At 73.3% G+C, this 17389-nt stretch carries 12 protein-coding genes; 9 read left to right on the forward strand and 3 right to left on the reverse strand.

The features are described 5' to 3' along the window. Positions 1-249: 249 nt before the first annotated feature. From ACIBBD_RS22815 to nudC, 4 genes are all read left to right on the forward strand, one after another. Complete coding sequence (locus tag ACIBBD_RS22815) at positions 250-3804, forward strand: UvrD-helicase domain-containing protein (protein WP_399421323.1); 3555 nt, start codon at positions 250-252, stop codon at positions 3802-3804. Positions 3805-3906: 102 nt separating this feature from the next. Next, the gene (locus ACIBBD_RS22820; protein WP_399421324.1) at positions 3907-7593 is read left to right on the forward strand and encodes a UvrD-helicase domain-containing protein; all 3687 of its coding nucleotides are present in this window, start codon (positions 3907-3909) and stop codon (positions 7591-7593) included. A gap of 10 nt (positions 7594-7603) precedes the next feature. Beyond that, the gene (locus ACIBBD_RS22825; RefSeq protein ID WP_399421325.1) at positions 7604-9016 is read left to right on the forward strand and encodes a dipeptidase; all 1413 of its coding nucleotides are present in this window, start codon (positions 7604-7606) and stop codon (positions 9014-9016) included. 155 nt (positions 9017-9171) lie between these two features. Next, positions 9172-10116 (forward strand): NAD(+) diphosphatase, encoded by a 945-nt coding sequence (gene nudC, locus ACIBBD_RS22830; protein ID WP_399421326.1) that lies wholly within the window; start codon positions 9172-9174, stop codon positions 10114-10116. Between the two features lie 145 nt (positions 10117-10261). On the opposite strand, the gene ACIBBD_RS22835 is transcribed toward nudC, so the two are convergent. Continuing rightward, positions 10262-10504 (reverse strand): mycoredoxin, encoded by a 243-nt coding sequence (locus tag ACIBBD_RS22835; RefSeq protein ID WP_399421327.1) that lies wholly within the window; start codon positions 10502-10504, stop codon positions 10262-10264. 229 nt (positions 10505-10733) lie between these two features. Here ACIBBD_RS22835 and ACIBBD_RS22840 point away from each other — a divergent pair, with 229 nt between their 5' ends. From ACIBBD_RS22840 to ACIBBD_RS22860, 5 genes are all read left to right on the forward strand, one after another. Then, positions 10734-12941, forward strand: coding sequence for an ATP-dependent DNA helicase UvrD2 (locus ACIBBD_RS22840; protein WP_399421328.1), 2208 nt, complete (start codon positions 10734-10736; stop codon positions 12939-12941). 166 nt (positions 12942-13107) lie between these two features. Then, positions 13108-13434, forward strand: coding sequence for a hypothetical protein (locus ACIBBD_RS22845; RefSeq protein ID WP_399421329.1), 327 nt, complete (start codon positions 13108-13110; stop codon positions 13432-13434). A gap of 176 nt (positions 13435-13610) precedes the next feature. Then, positions 13611-13979 (forward strand): WhiB family transcriptional regulator, encoded by a 369-nt coding sequence (locus ACIBBD_RS22850; RefSeq protein ID WP_019072119.1) that lies wholly within the window; start codon positions 13611-13613, stop codon positions 13977-13979. Further along, entirely contained in the window at positions 13976-14299 is a 324-nt protein-coding gene (locus tag ACIBBD_RS22855) for a hypothetical protein (protein WP_399421330.1), read from the forward strand. The genes ACIBBD_RS22850 and ACIBBD_RS22855 overlap by 4 nt, the downstream gene beginning before the upstream one ends. Before the next feature lie 135 nt (positions 14300-14434). After that, positions 14435-14647 carry a hypothetical protein gene (locus ACIBBD_RS22860; RefSeq protein WP_399421331.1) on the forward strand — a complete coding sequence of 71 codons (213 nt, stop codon included), beginning with the start codon at positions 14435-14437 and terminating at the stop codon, positions 14645-14647. A 19-nt stretch (positions 14648-14666) separates the two neighbouring features. Here ACIBBD_RS22860 and ACIBBD_RS22865 read toward each other — a convergent pair whose 3' ends face one another. Together ACIBBD_RS22865 and ACIBBD_RS22870 are read right to left on the reverse strand one after the other, a co-directional pair. Further along, positions 14667-16031, reverse strand: coding sequence for an ABC1 kinase family protein (locus ACIBBD_RS22865; RefSeq protein WP_399421332.1), 1365 nt, complete (start codon positions 16029-16031; stop codon positions 14667-14669). After that, positions 16024-17241 carry a TOMM precursor leader peptide-binding protein gene (locus tag ACIBBD_RS22870; RefSeq protein WP_399421333.1) on the reverse strand — a complete coding sequence of 406 codons (1218 nt, stop codon included), beginning with the start codon at positions 17239-17241 and terminating at the stop codon, positions 16024-16026. The genes ACIBBD_RS22865 and ACIBBD_RS22870 overlap by 8 nt, the downstream gene beginning before the upstream one ends. Between the last annotated feature and the right edge of the window lie 148 nt (positions 17242-17389).

The following is a 17389-nucleotide window of genomic DNA, read 5'->3' on the forward strand; positions in this document are numbered from 1 at the left end:
CCCGCCCAGCGGGACCTTGTGGCCCGTACGGGGGAAAAGGGGCACGTCCGTGACATGGCGTACGTTCGAGGGGTGAGGGGCACGCGTGGTGGGCGGGCCGCACGGGGCGTGAGGGAAGAACCGGAAGCTGCCCTTGCGGACCGTCCGTCGGCGTAGCGTCGCCGTCACGCGTCCCCCTCATCCCCCGACCACCGCCCGCCACGAGCGGCCGTCTGCCAACCAGCACACCCACCAGGACCGGCGAACCACGTGAGCTCCTCTTCCTCCACCAGGCGCCTGCCACCCCCTCAGGGACGGCAGGGGAACCGTGGCGCTTACCGGCTGGTACGTACCCCGCCGGAGCGGGTGGATCCCCCTCGTCTGGACGCCGCCCAGCGCTCCGTGGTTGACCACGCCGCCGGCCCGCTGCTCGTCCTAGCAGGTCCCGGCACCGGAAAGACCACCACCCTCGTCGAGTCCGTGGCCGCCCGGATCGCCCGCGGCGGCGACCCCGCGCGCATCCTGGTGCTGACGTTCAGCCGCAAGGCGGCCGTCGAGCTGCGCGACCGGATGGCGCTGCGCATGGGCGCCGCCCGCGCGCCCCAGGCGACCACCTTCCACTCGTACTGCTACGCCCTCGTCCGCGCCCACCAGGACAGCGACCTCTTCGTCGAACCGCTGCGGCTTCTGTCCGGTCCCGAACAGGACGTGGCCGTCCGCGACCTGCTCGCCGGGCAGCTCGACCTGCAGCGGCTCGGCCTCGCGCACGTGCGCTGGCCGGACGACCTGCGGGCCTGCCTCACCACGCGCGGCTTCGCCGACGAGGTCCGCGCGGTGCTCGCCCGCAGCCGCGAACTGGGCCTGGACCCGGCGGCCCTGGACGCCTTCGCCCGCCGTATCGGCCGGCCGGACTGGCGCGCCGCGGCCTCCTTCCTCGCCGAGTACCTCGACGTCCTCGACCTGCACGGCGTGATCGACTACGCCGAACTCGTCCACCGCGCGGTCCTCCTCGCCCGCCGCCCCGAGGCCGCCGCACGCCTCGCCGCGCAGTACGACGCCGTGTACGTCGACGAGTACCAGGACACCGACCCGGCCCAGGTACGGCTGCTGCACGCCCTCGCCGGCGGCGGCCGCACCCTGCTCGCCTTCGGCGACCCCGACCAGTCGATCTACGCCTTCCGGGGCGCCGACGTGAACGGCATCCTGGAGTTCCCGAGCGCCTTCCCACGTTTCGACGGCCGCCCGGCCCCCGTCGAGGTCCTGCGGACCTCCCGCCGCTCCGGCGCCGCGCTGCTGGCCGCCACCCGGCTGCTCACCCAGCGCATGCCGCTGACCCGCCTCCCGGCCGAGAAGGTGCGCGCCCACCGCGACCTCGCCCCGGTGCGCGACGGCGGCCGCGTCGAGGTCTACACGTACCCGACGCCCGGCACCGAGCTGGACAACGTCGCCGACATCCTCCGCCGGGCGCACCTGGAGGACGGCGTTCCCTGGCGCGAGATGGCCGTCCTGGTGCGCGCCGGCTCCCGCTCCATCCCGACGGTCCGCCGCGCCCTCACCGCCGCCGGCGTCCCCCTCGACATCGACGGCGACGACCTGCCCCTGCGCCACGAACCCGCGGTGGCGCCCCTGCTGACGGCCCTGCGGGCGGTGGCCTCGGCGGAGGCGGGGATACGGCCGGAGCACGACGACGAGGCGGCCGAGGCCGCCGCCGGGGCGTCCGGGGCTGCGGTCGCCCCCGGGAACACTGGCCCCGCTGCCGGCGCAGGGGACGAGCCGTCCGCTTCCGCCTCTGCGGACGACGAGCTGCCGGCTTCCGCCTCCGTGGACGACGAGCTGCCGGCTTCCGCCCCTGGGGACGACGTGGGGCCTGCTTCCGCCTCCTCGGACGACGAGCCGCCCGCTCCCGCCGTCGCGGGCCGCCAGGACTCCGCCCCCGCCGCCGCAGGCCCGTGCTGGCTGGACACCGAGACGGCCCTCACCCTCCTCGCCTCTCCCCTCGCGGGCATGGACGCCGCCGATCTGCGCCGTCTGGGACGCGCCCTGCGCGAGGAGGAGCGGGCCGCGGGCAACCCGCTCCCGCCGCCCTCCGACGAGCTGCTCGCACGGGCGCTGGCCGAACCGGAGCGCCTGGTCACGCACGACCCGGTGTACGCGCGCGGTGCCCAGCGTCTCGGCGCGCTGCTGCGCAAGGCCCGTGAGCGGCTCGCGGGCGGCGGTACGGCCGAGGAGGCGCTGTGGGACCTGTGGGAGGGAACTCCCTGGCCCGCGCGCCTGGAACGGGCCGCCCGGCGCGGCGGCGCGGCCGGCCGCAACGCCGACCGGGACCTCGACGCCGTGTGCGCGCTGTTCGCCACCGCCGCGCGCGCGGAGGAGCGCACCGGCGGCCGGGGAGCCCTGAACTTCCTGGCCGAGATCGAGGCCGAGGACATAGCCGCCGACACCCTCACCCGGCGCGCCGTGCGCCCCGACGCCGTACGCCTGATGACCGCGCACCGCGCCAAGGGCCTGGAGTGGAGCCTGGTGGTCGTGGCCGGCGTCCAGGAGGGGCTGTGGCCGGACCTCCGCCGCCGCGGCTCCCTCCTGGAGGCCGACCGCATCGGCCGCGACGGACTCGCCGAGCCGCTCACCCCGGGCGCCCTGCTCGCCGAGGAGCGCCGCCTGTTCTACGTGGCCGCCACGCGCGCGCGTGACCGCTTGGTCGTCACCGCGGTGAAGGCGCCCGCCGACGACGGCGACCAGCCGTCCCGGTTCCTGACCGAACTCGGCGTCGAACCCAAGGACGTCACGGGCCGCCCGCGCCGCCCCCTGGCAGTGGCGGCGCTCGTCGCGGAACTGCGCGCCACGACGGTCGACCCGCGCGCCTCCGCTCCCCTGAGGGAGGCCGCGGCGCGCCGTCTCGCCCGCCTCGCCGCCCTCACCGACGAGGACGGCCGGCCCCTGGTGCCGTCGGCGCACCCCTACCGCTGGTGGGGCATGTTCGAACCGACCGAGAGCAAGGTGCCGCTGCGCGACCGCGACAAACCCGTCGTGCTCTCCGGCAGCGCCCTGGACCAGCTCGCCAACACCTGCGCCCTGCAGTGGTTCCTGGGTCGCGAGGTGAAGGCCGACGCGCCCGCCACCGCCGCCCAGGGCTTCGGCAACGTCGTGCACGTCCTCGCCGACGAGGTCGCCTCCGGACACACCCCGGCCGACCTCGACGTCCTGATGGAACGCCTCGACTCCGTGTGGAACGCGCTCGCCTTCGACGCGCCCTGGAAGTCGGCGCAGGAGAAGGAGCACGCGCGCGTGGCGCTCGAACGCTTCCTGAAGTGGCACGTCATGGACCGCACCGGACGCACCCCCGTCGCCAGCGAGCACGACTTCGACGTCACCCTCGAGGCGGGCGACTACGAGGTGCGCATCCGCGGCCAGATGGACCGCGTCGAGGCGGACGGCGAGGGCCGCGCCTACGTCGTGGACTTCAAGACCGGCAAACAGGCGCCCACCGCGCGCGAGGTGGAGCACCACCCGCAGCTCGCCGTCTACCAGCTCGCCGTCCGTGAGGGCGCCGTCGACGAGGCCTTCGACGGCGTGCGTCCCGAGGCGGGCGGTGCCGAACTCGTCCAGCTGCGCCAGGGTGCCGCCAAACGGGACGGCGGCGAGAGCCTGCCCAAGGTGCAGGCGCAGGAGCCGCTGGAGGGGGAGTGGGTCGGCGAACTGCTCGCCACGGCGGCCGGCAAGGTCCTCGACGAGCGGTTCACGCCCACGGCGGGGCAGCACTGCACACACTGCGCGTTCCGGGCGTCGTGCAGTGCGCGTCCGGAGGGGCGGCACGTGGTGGAGTGACCGGGGTGACATATCGCACCACCCTTGTTGACCTGCGCTTCTTGCCAAATCGCGCGCTGATCGGGCCTCCGCTGTCAGTGCCCGCCGCTAGCCTCTGACGACATGCCCGCCCGTATCACCGACCCCGAGCAGCTCAAAGAGCTCCTCGGTATCCCGTTCACCCCGGAGCAGACGGCCTGCATCATCGCGCCGCCCGCCCCGCAGGTGATCGTGGCCGGAGCCGGGTCGGGCAAGACGACGGTGATGGCCGCGCGCGTGGTGTGGCTGGTCGGCACCGGCCAGGTCGCCCCCGAGCAGGTCCTCGGCCTGACCTTCACCAACAAGGCCGCCGGAGAACTCGCCGAGCGCGTCCGCAAGGCCCTGATCAAGGCGGGCGTCACCGACCCCGACGCCATCGACCCGGACAACCCCCCGGGCGAGCCGGTGATCTCCACGTACCACGCCTTCGCGGGCCGCCTGCTGACCGACCACGGACTGCGCATCGGCCTGGAGCCGACCTCCCGTCTGCTCGCCGACGCCACCCGCTACCAGCTCGCCGCGCGCGTGCTGCGCGAGGCGCCCGGCCCCTACCCGGCGCTCACCCGCTCCTTCGCCGACCTCGTCAGCGACCTCCTCGCCCTCGACGCCGAGCTCGCCGAGCACCTCGTACGCCCCGAGGACCTGCGCGCGTGGGACGCCGGGCTGCTGCGCGCATTGGAGAACGCCAGGCTCACCAACGCCGATCTGCGCAAGGTGCCCGAGACCGCCGCCGCCCGGCGTGAGCTCGCCGACCTGGTGCTGCGCTACCGGGCCGCCAAACGCGCACGCGACCTGCTCGACTTCGGCGACCAGATCGCGCTCTCCGCGCAGCTCGCGCAGATCCCCGAGGTCGGGCGCGTCCTGCGCGACGAGTTCCGGGTGGTGCTGCTGGACGAGTACCAGGACACGTCGGTGGCCCAGCGCATCCTCCTGGCCGGCCTGTTCGGCGGCGGCACCGGCCACCCGGTGACCGCCGTCGGCGACCCCTGCCAGGCGATCTACGGCTGGCGCGGCGCCTCCGTCGCCAACCTCGACGACTTCCCCGAGCACTTCGCCCGCGCCGACGGCCGCCCCGCCACGCGTCAGGCGCTCAGCGAGAACCGCCGCAGCGGCGGCCGCCTCCTCGACCTCGCCAACGGCCTGGCCGAGCCGCTGCGGGCCATGCACGCGGGCGTGGAGGCCCTCCGCCCGGCGCCCGGCGCCGAGCGCGACGGCGTGGTCCGCTGCGCCCTCCTGCCCACCCACGCCGAGGAGATCGACTGGATCGCCGACTCCATCGCCCACTTGGTGGACACCGGCAAGGCACCCGGCGAGATCGCCGTCCTGTGCCGCACGGCCACCGACTTCGCGGAGATCCAGGGCGCCCTGGTCGCCCGGGACGTTCCCGTCGAGGTGGTCGGGCTCTCCGGGCTGCTGCACCTGCCCGAGGTCGCCGACCTCGTCGCCGTCTGCGAGGTCCTCCAGGACCCCGGCGCGAACGCCTCCCTGGTCCGCCTGCTCACCGGCCCGCGCTGGCGCATCGGACCGCGTGACCTCGCCCTCCTGGGACGGCGGGCCCGGCTGCTGGTGTCCCACGCGCGCGGGGACGACGCCGACGATCCGGACCGGCGGCTCGCCGAGGCCGTCGAGGGGGTCGACCCGGCCGAGGTGATCTCGCTCGCGGACGCCCTCGACACGTTCCTCGAAACCCCGCTGGACGCCGCCGGGGACGACGACGGGCTGCCCTTCTCGCCGGACGCGCGCGTGCGCTTCGCCCGGCTCGCGGCCGAACTGCGCGACCTGCGCCGCTCCCTGTCCGACCCGCTGATGGACGTCCTGCACCGGGTGCTGGCCGTCACCGGCCTCGAGGTCGAACTGTCGGCGTCCCCGCACGCCCTGGCCGCCCGCCGCCGCGAGACCCTGTCGAACTTCCTCGACATCGCCGCCTCCTTCGCCGCCAACGAGAACGAGGCGAGCCTGCTCGCCTTCCTCGGCTTCCTGCGCACCGCCGCCCAGTACGAGAAGGGACTCGACAACGCCCTGCCGGGCGGCGAGAACACCGTCAAGGTGCTCACCGCGCACAAGTCCAAGGGCCTGGAGTGGGACGTCGTCGCCGTCCCGGGCCTGGTCACCGGTACCTTCCCGAGCGGCCAGGGCCGCGAGAAGTGGACCGCCCAGGCCAAGGTGCTGCCGCACGAACTGCGCGGCGACGCCGACACGCTCCCCGAGATCGAGGCCTGGGACTCACGGGGCATGAAGGCCTTCCACGAGGCCATGAAGGACCACCAGCACACCGAGGAACTCCGCCTCGGTTACGTCACCTTCACCCGCCCCCGCTCCCTCCTCCTCGGCTCAGGCCACTGGTGGGGGCCCACACAGAAGAAGCCCCGCGGGCCCTCCGCCTTCCTCCAGGCCCTGTACGACCACTGCGCGGCCGGCCACGGCGAGATCGAGGCTTGGGCGGAGGAACCGCAGGAGGATGCCGAGAACCCGGTCCTCCACCAGGTCACCGCCGACCGGGTCTGGCCGCTGCCCCTGGACGACGACGCCCTGGCCCGCCGCCGCGCCGCCGCCGCGACCGTCCTCGCCCACCTGGACGAGCTCGCCTCCCATGAGCCCGGCACCGACCCCGACTGGCCCCCGCCACCGGACGAGGACGAGCCTTCCTTCGCCGAGCGGTCTTACGAGGCTTCTTCGTACGAAACCTCCGCGTACGAGTTTTCTACGTCCGAAACCTACGCATATGAGGCATCCGCGTACGACCAGCCGTCGCACGAGGCGTCCGCGTACGAGGCCTCTCCGTACGACGAGCCGCCCTTCGCGGACGTGTACGACGACGAGCCGCCCTACGGTGAGACGGACCCCTTCGAGGACGACGCGCCCGCAGCCACCTCCCCGGAGGCGGCCCCCGCCGACCGGGGCGAGTGGACCCCCACCACCCGACCGACCGTCCCGCACCAGGCCACGGCCCCCGAGCCCTCCGCCGCGCGAGCCCGCCCGCCCGAGCCGCGGCGCGGCCCCCTCACCCCCGAGGAGGCCCGCACCATCGCCTCCTGGGACCGCGACCTCGACGCGCTCACCGGAGAGCTCCTGCGGGCCCGGCAGAACGTCACGGACGTTCCCCTGCCCACGGCGCTGACCGCGTCGCAACTGCTCCGCCTGGCCGCGGACCCGGACGGATTCGCGCAGGAACTCGCGCGCCCCATGCCGCGCCCCCCGCAACCGGCCGCGCGCCGGGGCACGCGCTTCCACGCGTGGGTGGAGGCCCGCTTCGAGGAGTTGACCCTTCCGCTGCTGGAGCCGGAGGAACTCCCCGGCGAGGACGCGGAGATCGCCGACGAACGCGACCTGGAAGCCCTGAAGGAGGCCTTCGAGCGCACCGACTACGCCCGCCGTACGCCCTACCGCGTCGAGGCCCCCTTCCAGCTCGCCCTCGCCGGCCGCGTCGTACGGGGCCGTATCGACGCCGTCTACAAGGAGGGCGACGGCGAGACGGCGACGTACGAGATCGTCGACTGGAAGACCAACCGGGGCCGCACCGCCGACCCGCTCCAGCTCGCGCTGTACCGGCTCGCCTGGGCCGAGCAGCAGGGCGTGCCCGTGGAATCCGTCACAGCGACGTTCCTCTACGTGCGCACCGGCGAGGTCGTACGGCCCGACGGTCTGCCGGACCGTGCCGCGCTGGAGCGGCTGTTGACGCAGGAGGAGGCGCGCGCGGACGGCCTCGGGGGACCGGCCGGCCGCGACGACCGCGCGCGAGAACCCGGCGAGGATGTCGGTACGGGCCGATAGGCTCGTGACCATGAGCCATCCCGTTGACAGTGTGGTCAGCGTCGTCCGCACGTATGTCGAGCGCCACCGCGCCGCCTTCCTCGACGATCTCGCCGAGTGGCTGCGCATCCCCTCGGTGTCGGCCCGGCCCGACCACGCGGCCGACGTGCGCCGCAGCGCGGACTGGCTCGCCGCCAAGCTCAAGGAGACCGGCTTCCCGACCGCCGAGGTCTGGCAGACCCCCGGCGCACCCGCCGTCTACGCCGAGTGGCCGTCCGAGGATCCGCAGGCGCCCACCGTCCTGGTCTACGGCCACCACGACGTGCAGCCCGCCGCCCTCGAGGACGGCTGGGACAGCGACCCCTTCGAGCCCGTGGTCCGCGACAACCGCCTCTACGCGCGCGGAGCGGCCGACGACAAGGGCCAGGTCTTCTTCCACACCCTCGGCGTCCGCGCCCACCTCGCCGCCACCGGCCGCACCACCCCCGCCGTCACCCTCAAGCTGCTCATCGAGGGCGAGGAGGAGTCCAGCTCCCCGCACTTCCGCGCCCTGGTCGAGGAGCACGCCGGGCGGCTCGCCGCCGACGCCGTGATCGTGTCGGACACCGGCATGTGGTCCGAGGACACCCCCACCGTGTGCACCGGCATGCGCGGCCTCGCCGAGTGCGAGATCCGGCTCCACGGCCCCGACCAGGACATCCACTCCGGCTCCTTCGGCGGCGCCGTGCCCAACCCGGCCACCGCGGCCGCCCGCCTCGTCGCCGCCCTGCACGACGAGCACGCGCGCGTGGCCGTCCCCGGCTTCTACGACGGCATCGTCGAGCTCACCGACCAAGAGCGCGCGCTCTTCGCCGAGCTGCCGTTCGACGAGGAGCGGTGGCTGAGCACCGCCAGGTCGCACGCCACCCACGGCGAGGCCGGACACACCACCCTGGAACGCATCTGGGCCCGCCCCACCGCCGAGGTCAACGGCATCGGCGGCGGCTACCAGGGACCCGGCAGCAAGACGATCATCCCGTCCTCGGCCTTCGTGAAGCTGTCCTTCCGGCTGGTCGCCGGCCAGGACCCCGACCACATCGAGAAGGCCGTCCGCGCCTGGGCCGAGGAGCAGGTGCCCGACGGCATCCGGCACGAGATCACGTTCAGTCCGGCCACGCGCCCCTGCCTGACCCCGCTGGACCACCCCGCCCTGCAGTCCGTGGTCCGCGCCATGGGCCGCGCCTTCGAAGGCCCCGTCCGCTTCACCCGCGAGGGCGGTTCGGGCCCGGCGGCCGACCTCCAGGAAGTCCTCGGCGCCCCCGTGCTCTTCCTGGGCATCTCCGTCCCCTCGGACGGCTGGCACGCCCCGAACGAGAAGGTCGAGCTGGACCTCCTCCTCAAGGGCGTCGAGACCACCGCGTACCTCTGGGGCGACCTCGCCGAGACCTGGAGCCATGCGCCCTGACGACCCCGCTCGGTCCGGAGCGGAACCGCGCGCGGGGCACACTGGAGGGACCGCCCCGCACCGCGCCACCGCACCGGACCCGGTCGCCCTCTGCCGCACGTCCCGCTGAACCGCCCGCCGAAACAACCGTTCCACCGGGGGAGTTGGAAGCACCCGTGACCACCTGGACCGACCAGAACGCCGACCGACCCATCTCGCTCACCGCGCCGAGCGGCATCGACCGGGCCGCCCACCACCGGCTCGACGAGGCCTGGCTCGCCGCGGCGTGGAGCCACCCCACCACCCGCTGCTTCGTGGTCTCCGGCGGCCAGGTCCTCATCGACGAGACGGCGGACGGCCGTACCGAGCTCGTCATGACCCCCTCCTTCGAGGCCCCGCTGACCGAGGCGCACCGCTACTTCCTCGGCATCGACGAGGACGGCGTCAGCTACTTCGCCCTCCAGAAGGACGCCCTGCCCGGCCGTATCGACCAGTCCGCGCGCCCGGCGGGGCTGCGCGAGGCCGGCCTGCTGCTGTCGCCGCGTGACGCGGGTCTGATGGTGCACGCGGTCGGACTGGAGAACTGGCAGCGCACCCACCGCTTCTGCTCCCGCTGCGGCGAACGCACGGTCATCGCGGCGGCCGGTCACATCCGCCGCTGCCCCGCCTGCGGCGCCGAGCACTACCCGCGCACCGACCCCGCCGTGATCATGGCCGTCACGGACGAGGACGACCGCATCCTCCTCGGCCGCCAGGTCCACTGGCCGGAAGGCCGCTTCTCGACGCTCGCCGGTTTCGTCGAGCCCGGCGAGTCCATCGAGCAGTCGGTGCGCCGCGAGGTCTTCGAGGAGGCCGGCATCACCGTCGGGCAGGTCGAGTACGTCGCGAGCCAGCCGTGGCCCTTCCCGTCCAGCCTCATGCTGGGCTTCATGGCCCGCGCCACCTCCACCGACATCGACGTCGACGGGGACGAGATCCACGAGGCCCGCTGGTTCTCCCGCGACGAACTGAGCGCCGCCTTCGAGTCCGGCGAGGTCCTGCCGCCCTACGGCATCTCGATCGCGGCCCGCCTGATCGAACTCTGGTACGGCAAGCCCCTGCCGACGCGCGGCTTCGTCTGAGGACGACGCGGACGCCGAAGGGGTGGCCGCCCCGTCCGGGGCGGCCACCCCTTCACCACTGCACCGCCGACCGCCGAAAACCGCTCACACGCGGCTCCTCGGCTCACCAGCGGATCTTCCGCCTATGCGCCGGCTGGTCTTCGGGTCACACGCTTATCTTCTGCTTCACCTGCGCCAGCGACGGGTTCGTCAGCGTCGAGCCGTCGGCGAAGAGCACCGTCGGGACCGTCTGGTTTCCGCCATTCGCCTTCTCCACGAACGCGGCCGACTCCGGGTCCTGCTCGATGTTGATCTCGGTGTACGCGATGCCCTCGCGGTCCAGCTGGCTCTTCAGCCGGCGGCAGTAGCCACACCACGTGGTGCTGTACATCGTCACAGTGCCCTGCATCTCGCTCGCGCTCCTCTGGCAGCTCGGGGAAGGTCGTCCAGCAGAGGAACACATACGACCGGGCCGCCATTCCCACCCGGGGTATCCGAGGGGACGTGACCCCTGCCGCACGGCGCTGCCCGCCCGGCGTCCCCGGCCCGACGTGACGCCTGCCGCATTAGTACGACTGCGGGTGCCCGCCTGTGGACAACCGGCTCGTCCGTCTCCGGTGACCTGGCAGCATGGCTGTGTGACAGCAGCAACGCACTCCCCCCTCTTCCCGCGGGTACCGGACTCGGCCGACGCGGTGCTCGAAGGGCTCGACCCCGAGCAGCGCGAGGTGGCCACCGCCCTGCACGGTCCGGTGTGCGTGCTGGCGGGAGCCGGCACGGGCAAGACCCGGGCGATCACCCACCGCATCGCCTACGGCGTGCGCGCCGGCGTCCTGCACCCCTCCAGCGTGCTCGCCGTCACCTTCACCAACCGCGCCGCCGGCGAGATGCGCGGCCGACTGCGCCAGCTCGGCGCCCACGGCGTCCAGGCCCGCACCTTCCACTCGGCGGCCCTGCGGCAGTTGCAGTACTTCTGGCCGAAAGCGATCGGTGGTTCCCTGCCCCGGCTGGTGGACCGCAAGGTCCAGCTCGTCGCCGACGCGGCGGCCCTCTGCCGCATCCGGCTCGACCGGGGAGAGCTGCGGGACGCCGCCGCGGAGATCGAGTGGTCCAAGGTCACCCAGACCGTCCCCGCCGACTACGCCCCCGCCGCGGCCAAGGCGGGCCGCGAAGCCCCGCGCGACCCCGCCGAGATCGCCCAGATCTACTCCGCCTACGAGGACCTCAAGCGCGAGCGGGGCGTCATCGACTTCGAGGACGTCCTGCTGCTGACCGTCGCCGTCCTCCAGGACCGCCAGGACATCGCCGAGCAGGTCCGCGCCCAGTACCAGCACTTCGTGGTCGACGAGTACCAGGACGTCAGCCCCCTCCAGCAACGCCTGCTGGAGCTGTGGCTCGGCGAGCGGGACACCCTGTGCGTGGTCGGCGACGCCAGCCAGACGATCTACTCGTTCACCGGAGCCACCCCCGACCACCTCCTCGACTTCCGCACCCGCCACCCCGGCGCCACCGTCGTCAAGCTCGTCCGCGACTACCGCTCCACCCCCCAGGTCGTCCACCTCGCCAACGGGCTGCTCGCCCAGGCCCGCGGGCGCGCCGCCGACCACCGTCTGGAGCTCGTCTCCCAGCGCGGGCCGGGACCCGAGCCCGTCTACACCGAGTACACCGACGAACCCGCCGAGGCCGAGGGCGCCGCCCGCCGCATCCGGGAACTGCTCGACGCCGGCGTCCCGGCCGCCGAGATCGCCGTCCTCTTCCGCACCAACGCCCAGTCGGAGACCTACGAACAGGCGCTCGCCGACGCCGGCATCCCCTACCAGCTGCGCGGCGCCGAGCGGTTCTTCGACCGCCCCGAGGTGCGCAAGGCCGGCATCGCCCTGCGCGGCGCGGCCCGCTTCGGTGGCAACGACACCCTCCTCGAGGACGCCGTCGACCTGCCCTCCCAGGTGCGGGCCGTCCTCTCCGGCGAGGGCTGGACCCCGCAGCCGCCCGCCGGTTCCGGCGCCGTCAGAGAGCGCTGGGAGTCGCTGGCCGCCCTGGTCAACCTCGCGCAGGACTTCGCCGCCGCCACTCCCGGCGCGACCCTCGCCGACCTGGTCGCCGAGCTCGACGAGCGGGCGAACGCCCAGCACGCCCCGACGGTCCAGGGCGTCACCCTCGCCTCGCTGCACTCGGCCAAGGGCCTGGAGTGGGACGTCGTGTTCCTGGTGGGCGTCGCCGAGGGCATGATGCCGATCACCTACGCCAGGACCGACGAGCAGATCGAGGAGGAGCGGCGCCTGCTCTACGTAGGGGTGACCCGGGCCCGCGAGCGCCTCCACCTGTCCTGGGCGCTGTCCCGCGCGCCCGGCGGCCGCCCCAACCGCCGTCCCAGCCGCTTCCTCGACGGGCTGCGCCCCGGCTCGGGCAGCGCAGCCGGCCGGGCCGGCACCGCCGGCGCGGGAGGCGTCGAGCGTGGCCATCGGGGCCCGATCGCGGGTGGTGCCACGGCGGTGCCGCGGCGCACGCAGCGCGTCCCGGCCCGCTGCCGGGTCTGCGGGCGCACGCTGACCGACGCCGGCGAGATGAAGCTGATGCGCTGTGAGGACTGCCCGTCCGACATGGACGAAGGGCTGTACGAACGGCTGCGCGCCTGGCGCGCGCTCCAGGCGCGGCGCAACGGACAGCCCGCGTTCTGTGTCTTCACCGACAAGACGCTGATGGCGATCGCCGAGACCGTCCCGGAGGAGGCGGGCGAACTCGCGCGGATCCCCGGCGTCGGCATGCGCAAGTTCAACCGCTATGGAGCCGATGTCCTGGCCATCTGCGCAGGCCAGGACCTGGGAGGGGACGCTGAGCGCGATTGATGCGAACTCGTCGGAAAAATAGTTTGCGCATGCCCCAGCAATCCCCATAGGTTCTTAGGCACGAGAACAGAGGCCTTCTCCAAGGCCCTGCTTCCGTGCTGTACTTGCATACCCGCCGGACCGGTTCACCCCCGGTCCCCCGAGACGCCGAGAGGAGGCGATTCCAGTGATCATCAACACCATCAGCTCCACCAGCACCGTCAAACTGACCGATCGCTCGACCGTCTCCGTGTGCATGCTCGGCGCCTCGAACCTGGGCACCGGTGTGTCCGGCATTCGTGCCGACCGGCCGGCGTCCCTCTCCGTTGCTCCCGCGGGCCTTCCCGTCCGTGAGCGCAGTGAGCGACCGACCAAGGCACTGGAAGCGGCAGTAGCGGCACAGGCGAAGGCCTATGCCTTTACGGCGACCGGTGCCGGATTCCGGAAGCAGACGACGCAGCACCACCTGATGTGGGCCTTCCGTGGGCCAGAACCCTGGAGTGATCCAGCCTGATCGTCGATCAGGCCGGCGCCTTCAGGGCCGCGGAACCCCATCCGGGATCCGCGGCCCTTCTGTTTGTCCTCCAACGGGGATGACGGAGCGAAGGGGCCTCGGGACAAGAAAAGAACCCGGTACCCAGCCGCCACCGGCCCAACAGGGCCGGACCGACCAGACGAGGAAGACGAACCGTGCAACTCGAAGCGCACGCCCCGTCCGTACCGCCTTCCGAAACGATCCCCCCGCCCGGCCTCACGGAGGACTCCACCTTGACTCCGCTCACCGCGCTCACCGCGCTCGACGACGCCATCGAGAACCTCGGCGTACCCGTCCCCTGCCGCTCCTACGACCCGGAGGTCTTCTTCGCCGAGTCGCCGGCGGACGTCGAGTACGCCAAGTCCCTCTGCCGCACCTGCCCGCTGATCGAGGCCTGCCTCGCCGGGGCGAAGGAGCGGCGCGAGCCCTGGGGCGTCTGGGGTGGCGAGCTGTTCGTCCAGGGTGTCGTCGTCGCCCGGAAGCGGCCGCGTGGCCGCCCGCGCAAGAACCCGGTCACGGCATGAACACCGCAGGAACGATCGACCGCCCCCTCACGCACGACCCCAAGAAGCAGGCCCCGATGAAGCCGTCCACCAACGAGCCCGCCGGCTCCGCGACCGAAGACGTCACCACCACCGGCGCGATCGACTCGCGTCAGAACAGGACCCGAGAGATGCAACTCATCCCAGAAGCCCTGGCTCGTGCGCATATGCACGAGCGACTGCACGAGGCCGAGCGGGAACGCCGGGCCGTGCGCCTGGCGACCGCCCGCCGGATGCAGCGCCGGGCCGAGCGCGCCTCGATGCGTGCCCGCCGGGCGCTCGCCATGGCCGTGATGCAGTAACCCCTCCCACCTGAAGCGGTGGCCTCCCGTCAGGGAGGCGAAGCTCTCCCCGCGGGGGCCGGTCCGTCCGAACGGACCGGCCCCCGCGGTGCGTTGCGCCCCTCGATCCACCGGCCACGGCGTTATCGTCCGAGGATGACGAGTCTTCCCGGAGGCAGTGACCACTGCGGCTCCCCGACGGAGCGCCACCCCCTCGTGTGCGACCGCTGCGGCGCCTTCGCCGGGCCGTCACTGCCTGTCACCTGGACCTGCTCGGTGGAGAACGGCGTCAGGCGCCACTTCTGCGAAACCTGCTCGCGGGAGAACCTCAGGGCGATCGAAGGGCGGCTGGACTCGCCCTGGTGGTGAGACACGCCCACCGAGCGGCTCACGCCTCCGCCACCGAGTCCTCCGCCTCGTCCTCCAGCACGAACCCCGGAAGCCACTCCTCCAGTTCCTCCCGCAGTCGCACCGTCGCACCGAGCTGGCACAGCACCCCGATCGTGCTGAGCGTCACCCGGTGTATCAGGAGGTAGGCCGGGGGCAGGTTCAGCTGCTTGCCCAGCTGATGGGCGGGGGAGCGGGGATCGGCGATCCTGGCCGCCTGGCTGCGTATCCAGTCACGGGTGAACGTGAACTCGTCGACCCGGGCGGGTTCGATGATCGGCAGGAGGTAGTCGAGGACCGCGTCGGGATCCAGCTCTATGGACTCCTTGACGAAGCCCTCCGCACACAGCAGGGCGTAGACCTCGTCCGCCTCGCCGTCGAGCGTCATCCGCAGGGACTCGCCGATCGGCTCCGGCAGACCGCCCGGAAGCCGGTCGACCGTCCCGAAGTCGAGGACGCCCAGGCGCCAGTCGTCCTCGCCTTCCGGGCCCCCGGGCAGGAGACGAAAGTTGCCGGGGTGCGGATCGGCGTGCAGCAGACCGGTGCGGGCCGGACCGGAGAAGAGGAAGCGCGACAGCAACTGGCCGGCGCGGTCCCGTTGCTCCCGGGTGCCGTCGGAGATCACCTCGGACAGGGGCACACCGTCGATCCACTCGGTGATCAGCACCTGGTCGCTCTGGTGGACCACCGCCGGCACCACGACGTCGGGGTCACCGGCGAACTCCTCCGCGTGCGCCTGCTGCGCCCTGGCCTCCAGGCCGTAGTCCAGCTCCTCGGAGACACGGTCCCTGAGCTCGGTGATCAGGGGTTTGACGTCCATGCCGGGAATGAGGGGACCCAACAGGCGGGCGAACCGGCTGAGCTGGGTGAGGTCGGAGAGCAGGGCCTCGCCCGCCCCGGGGTACTGGACCTTGACCGCGACCTCCCGCCCGTCGTGCCACACGCCCCGGTGCACCTGGCCGATCGAGGCGGCCGCGGCCGGTTTGTCCTCGAACTCGAGGAACAGCTCGGACCAGTCCTCGCCGAGCCGTTCCGCGAGCACGGAGTGCACCGTGCGGGTCGGCATGGGCGGGGCCGCGTCCTGGAGCTTGGTGAGGGCCGCGCGGTAGGGGCCGGCCACCTCCTCGGGCAGGGCGGACTCGAAGACGGACAGGGCCTGCCCGAACTTCATCGCACCGCCCTTCAACTCGCCCAGGACCTTGAACAGCTGCTCCGCCGTGCGCTGTTGCAGCTCACGGCCGACGATCTCCGCGGACTCGCCCACGATCCGCTTGCCCAGGCCCCAGGTCGCCCGGCCGGCGAAGCCGAGCGGGAGCGCGGCGAGCTTGGCGGTCCGGGTGACCGCCTTCCGGGGAAGATCAGACATGCGCCCTCCAAGTCCCAGCCCGCCGCGCCGCGTCCGCCGTACGGCGTAACTCCTTCGAATGCCGTTGCCCCGCCATTGTGGCGCGCGATTCCGTGTCCTCGGAGGGGTTGTGTTTCTCCTTACCTTTCTGCGCTGCCCCACACGGGCACGCGGAGTGGGCCCAGACCGGTCGCGCGTGCCACTGGAGGGCGGGCGACGAGACCTCCCAACGAGCCCCGCCGCTCGACGGGAGCCGGCCGTCGAGGAAGGTCAGCGCATGGGCGGCCGCCAGTCCGGCGACCGTCGTGGCCAGCGCCAGATCGCAGGCACGGGCCGAGCGGCGGCTCCCGGAGTGCCACTGCGCGACGAGCCGGGGCCAGGTCGGATCCCGGTCGGCGCGCGCCTGGTGCAGACAGCCGGCGCAGCCCGTCTCGCCGGGCAGGACGAGCGGTCCGACCACGCCGGTGGCCTCCACGACCCCGGCGTACAGATGCGGTGTGCCCGACGCGATGAGGGGCTCGGCCGACGCCGGAGAGGGCGCGTACACGGACACGTCGTCCCGAGGGGCGAGGATCACCAGGGACAAAGCGGAGTGGTCCGTATCACCCGATGGCCGGGTGCCGCCGCGGGGTGGACGGTCCGGGGCCGCCCGGCGCACGGCGCGGCGGGCGGTGAGGTCCCGGCGCTCGCCGATCGCCTCGGCGGGCAGCCCACCCGGTGCGACGTCCCCCGGCTCCACCCGGCCGCCGTCGCGCACGTCCACCTCGCCGACCCCGGCGCCCGCCAGCAGTGCGGCCAGCACCGCGCCCACCCGGCCCGCGCCGCGCACCTGTACCCGCGACCGGCGCCGGGCCGCCAGTTGCCCCAGCGCCCCGCCCGGTTCCGGCGCGGTCAGCGACAGTGACGCGAGGTCGGGACGCAGCCGGTCCAGGACCTCCTTCCTCTCCCGCAGGGCGCCGGCGTCCGGTCCGCCGCCGCGCGCGTCGTCGAGCAGACCCGCGTCCGCCAGCCGCTCCACCAACCGGTCGACCTGGTCCTCGGCCAGGTCCATGCGGCGCGCCTCCTCGCGCAGCAGCGCGAGCCCGCGGGTGCCGTCGAGCAGGTCCAGGAGACGGCCCGTCGCCGCGTCCACCGGGCCCAGTGTCATCGCGTGCGCCGGTGTCATCCCGAACTGCACGGTGTTCAGGTCACGCCAGCCGCGCCGCAGCGCCGGCTTCACCATCGGATGCATCGAAGACCCCCGTCCGTCTGGAAACCCCCCGTACGCCGGCGGAGCGGGGGCGTGGGGACGACCTCGCTCCGCCGGCGAGTGCCAGCATGCCGGGCCGCGCCGAGGCGTGCCGAAAGTTGTCCACAGGCCGGGGAATTCGTCGTACAAA

The organism is Streptomyces sp. NPDC051315 (assembly GCF_044455165.1).
GTDB lineage: Bacteria > Actinomycetota > Actinomycetes > Streptomycetales > Streptomycetaceae > Streptomyces.